This is a genomic window from Candidatus Atribacteria bacterium (genome assembly GCA_011056645.1).
GTDB lineage: Bacteria > Atribacterota > Phoenicimicrobiia > Phoenicimicrobiales > Phoenicimicrobiaceae > Sediminicultor > Sediminicultor quartus.
The window spans coordinates 1-3,965 of record DSEL01000219.1; the positions used below are offsets into that span (position 1 = coordinate 1).

Sequence of the window (3,965 nt, forward strand, 5' to 3'; positions counted from 1 at the left end):
AGGCAAAATTTGGATAATATTTTGATATAAATCTAAATAAATAGTATTAACTCAAATTCATTTTTTCCACCCATTATAAAAAATTTTGGTTTATTTTATTAATCTAAATTAACTTTTTTTAGCCATAATTTTTTTAAAAGATATATAGAGAGAATAAATAATTAATATTATAAAAATTGCAGAAATTGGACGTAGAAAAATGGGTAATAGATTTCCGCGAAAAATTGATAGAGATCTCCGAAGTTCAGATTCTGCAATTGGTCCCAATATAATACCTAAAATCATTGGTGCAGTTGGAAAATTATTTTTTTCCATTGCATAACCAATTATTCCAAAACAAAACATTAAAAATACATCAAATATATTATTTCTCATGGCAAAAGATCCTAGCACGCTTAATGTAATTATCAATGGAGATAAAATATTTGTTTCTACCTTGGCAACATTAACAAATAATTTTGCCCCTAATAAGCCAAAGATTAAAAGAGCGATATTAGCAAAAAATAAAGAAATCATTAAAGTATAGGTAATTTCGCCATATTTAGTAAAAAGTTCAGGTCCTGGAATTAATCCATGTATAAGTAATCCTCCAAGAAAAATCGCAGAAACTGCATTACCTGGAATACCAAGAGTCAATAAAGGTACCAGGGAACCACCGGTTACTGCATTATTTGAAGACTCCGAAGAAGATAAAGCTACAATGCTACCTTTCCCAAAATCTTTATCTTTTGATGAACGTTTGGCTTCATTATAGCTGATAAAAGATGCAGTGGTAGTACCTGCACCAGGTATTATTCCAATAATTGTACCTATAATTGATGATCGTAAAATTGTTTTCCATATTTTTTTATAATCTTCAATAGTAGGCAAAATCCTATCTCTAACCTTTGCTTGCGTAATCTGAATTTTTTTTGAATTTTTTTCAATTATCAAAATAGCTTGTGACATTGAAACAAGTCCAATCAATGAAGGTAATTCAGGAATACCGTCAAAAAGACCCAATTGACCAAAGGTATACCTTAAATCGCCAACGGCAAGATCTATTCCCGTGGTAGCCAAGACTATTCCTAAAACTCCTGCAATAAACCCTTTTATAGGATATTCGCTACAAAGGCTAACAATAATAGTTATTCCAAATACAGCAAGTAAAAAACGTTCCGGCGGGCCAAATCTCAAAGAAAAATCCGCCAAGGGTGGCGCTATAAGCAACAATGCTAATGCACTGAATGTTCCTCCAATAAAAGAAGAAACTGTTGAAATACCCAATGCTTTACCTGCTAAACCCTTCTTTGTCATCTCGTAACCATCCCATGAAGTTGTAATATTTCCTGGAGTACCGGGTGTACGAAGCAGAATGGCAGTAATGGAGCCACCATATACTGCTCCACAATATACCGCTCCCAACATACAAAGACCAGTTGCGGGATCCATTTTAAAAGTTATAGGTACTAATAATGCAACGCCCATTGTTGCAGATAAACCTGGCATGGCACCGACCGCTATTCCAAATAAAGTCCCCAGGGAAATTATGGCTAAATTACTAAATAGTAAGACGTTTTTTAATCCAAAAAAAATATCAGACATCATGAATTTTTCCACCTTTAAAATATATTAAGAAATTGCTTCAAACAGTTATAATAAATAATTCTACAGACTGACTCAATAACAAGACATACATTTATATTTAAAATAAAATCCCTATCGGTGTAGAAACTTCCAACAATAATCTAAATCCAATAAAAAGCAATAAAGTAAATAAGGAAGGTACAAATAACAGAATTTTATAGCTTCTAATGCCCAAGAAATACATGACTCCAACTAAGAAAAACTCCGTGATAGTAAAAAATCCAATTTTATCTATCAAAAATATATAGGAAAATGTAATCATTACTATACCGATAACTCTTGATACAATAATATTGTCTTCCTTATTTTCCCTTTCTTTGGGAAATAATTCCTTTTTTTTATTAAAAGTAGAAAGAAATAATATTGTTGTCAAAATAAATAATAATATTATTGTAGTTTGAGGGTAACTTCTTGATTGAATTGAGAATGATAGTGAAAGATAAAAATATAAACCACAAAATATAAATAATATAATAGATATTATTCTATCTCCTTTTCCTTTCATCTGTATAACTCCTGTTTTTGTTAAAACTTAATTTATGACTTAACTTACCGTTCAAATAATATTGAACCATTATAGGGGGGGAAAAATTAATTTATTCTTTTGATTATGATATTTACCAAGGGTTTTCCTTGTAATCTTTTTTCATCATCTCATTTTCTCTATTCGCCATTTCACTGAAATCATCACCAACTATTAAGTCAATAGGCATTTTCGTTTCCTCTGCTTTTTTAATAAAATCAGGACTTGCTACTGCTTTTTTGATTGCATCGATTAAAACATCTCTAATCTCTTGAGGTAAACCTTTTGGACCCACAAGACCTCTTTTATTAGATAAAATTATATTGAATCCTTGCTCTTTAAAAGTAGGTACATCTGGAAGTAATGCGCTACGCTCCTCTGTCAATATTCCAAGCACTTTTAATTTACCAGCTTTCACCAAAGGAAATACTTCCGAAACATTTAACATTCCCGAATTAATATGGTTTCCTAACAAAGCAGAATTTACTGGAGCGGAACCATCAAAATATACGTTGGTTATTTTAATATCTGCAAGCTCTTCGAGTTTTCTTACTACTAACCAATAATCACCTTTATAGCTATCATTGGTAGTATTTAACTCATATGGGTGTTCTTTTGCATAATTAACAAAATCACTTAAGGTTTCAAATGGACTCTCACTATTTACCGCTAAAAGAGCTGGGTCCGTTATTACACTAGCAATTGGTTCAAAGCTCTGCAAGTCCCAAGTTGTACTGGGGACAGTTAAAGGAATGGTGTAGATATCAGGTATATTTACCATTGCAAGCGTATAACCATCAGGTTTCGATTTACTAATTTCCGTCCAAGCTATGCTCCCTCCTGCACCAGGTTTATCAATTACTAAAAATTTTACCCCAAATTCTTTTTCCAATTCTGCAGACAACATTCTTGCTAATGTATCTGTAGAGCCACCTGCAGACCAGCCAACTAAAACTTTAACTTCTTTTTCAGGGTATTGAGCAGCAAATATATTAGTCCCGAAAATTGTAACCATTAAAAATACGATTGAAAAAAATAGTATTGTAAATATTTTGTTTCTTCTCATTAAAAAAATCCTCCCTTTTTTATAGAAATAGTTTTAATTAATTTTTCCCCCTTCCTATAACTCCATACTATGGTTTTCTATTAATTCTTGTGCTAACTTAACATCTTTATTTTTTATAGCCTCAAATATTTTCTCATGTTCTTCTGAGGCTTTTTGAAGTCTTTTTTGATCGGAAATATAAACAGTTCCGAAATAATATATTTTATCTAAGATGGGTTTCATGATCTTAATAAGATACTCATTCTTGCTTAAGGATATAATTTTCCAATGAAGCTTATAATTATAATAAGAGATTTTATTTTTGTCATTTTTTTTCAAGGCGACATTTATTTGTTTAAATAATTTTATAAAATATTCAATATCTTCTTTTTCAATATATTTAATCGCTTGTTCCACTGCTAATCTTTCAAGCGCTGCTCTTATTTTAATTACATTTTTTATATCTTTATCTGTCCAACTACAAATTATAAATCCTTTATTTGCAATAATTTTTATTAAATCTGTGGTTGCTAATCTTTCTATTGCCTCACGCACAGGTGTCCTGCTTATACCTAATTCCTCAACTAAATTTTTTTCAAACAATCTTTCCCCTTGTTTGAATTTTCCTTCGTATATTGCTTGAACTAATTTTTCAAAAACTATATCCCTAAGGTTCTTTCTTTTATACTCAATTTTTCCAATTATATTTTTATTTTTCATTTTTCTCTCCAAATATAATAAAAAATTTTTATGTATTCATGTATACATGAA

General features: G+C 30.5%; 4 protein-coding genes. All 4 read right to left on the reverse strand.

The genetic code is table 11. From position 1 onward, the window contains the following. Positions 1–108: 108 nt before the first annotated feature. Complete coding sequence (locus ENO17_10070; protein ID HER25377.1) at positions 109–1,584, reverse strand: C4-dicarboxylate ABC transporter permease; 1,476 nt, start codon at positions 1,582–1,584, stop codon at positions 109–111. A gap of 100 nt (positions 1,585–1,684) precedes the next feature. Further along, positions 1,685–2,131, reverse strand: coding sequence for a tripartite tricarboxylate transporter TctB family protein (locus tag ENO17_10075; GenBank protein HER25378.1), 447 nt, complete (start codon positions 2,129–2,131; stop codon positions 1,685–1,687). A gap of 112 nt (positions 2,132–2,243) precedes the next feature. After that, on the reverse strand, positions 2,244–3,215 hold the full coding sequence (locus ENO17_10080; GenBank protein ID HER25379.1) for a tripartite tricarboxylate transporter substrate binding protein: 972 nt from the start codon (positions 3,213–3,215) through the stop codon (positions 2,244–2,246). A 54-nt stretch (positions 3,216–3,269) separates the two neighbouring features. Continuing rightward, on the reverse strand, positions 3,270–3,914 hold the full coding sequence (locus tag ENO17_10085; GenBank protein ID HER25380.1) for a GntR family transcriptional regulator: 645 nt from the start codon (positions 3,912–3,914) through the stop codon (positions 3,270–3,272). Positions 3,915–3,965: the final 51 nt, after the last annotated feature.

Bases quoted from the DNA above. Each gene is read 5' to 3' on its own strand.
- ENO17_10080 (HER25379.1), bottom strand. From the start codon at position 3,215: ATGAGAAGAAACAAAATATTTACAATACTATTTTTTTCAATCGTATTT.
- ENO17_10085 (HER25380.1), bottom strand. From the start codon at position 3,914: ATGAAAAATAAAAATATAATTGGAAAAATTGAGTATAAAAGAAAGAAC.
- ENO17_10070 (HER25377.1), bottom strand. From the start codon at position 1,584: ATGTCTGATATTTTTTTTGGATTAAAAAACGTCTTACTATTTAGTAAT.
- ENO17_10075 (HER25378.1), bottom strand. From the start codon at position 2,131: ATGAAAGGAAAAGGAGATAGAATAATATCTATTATATTATTTATATTT.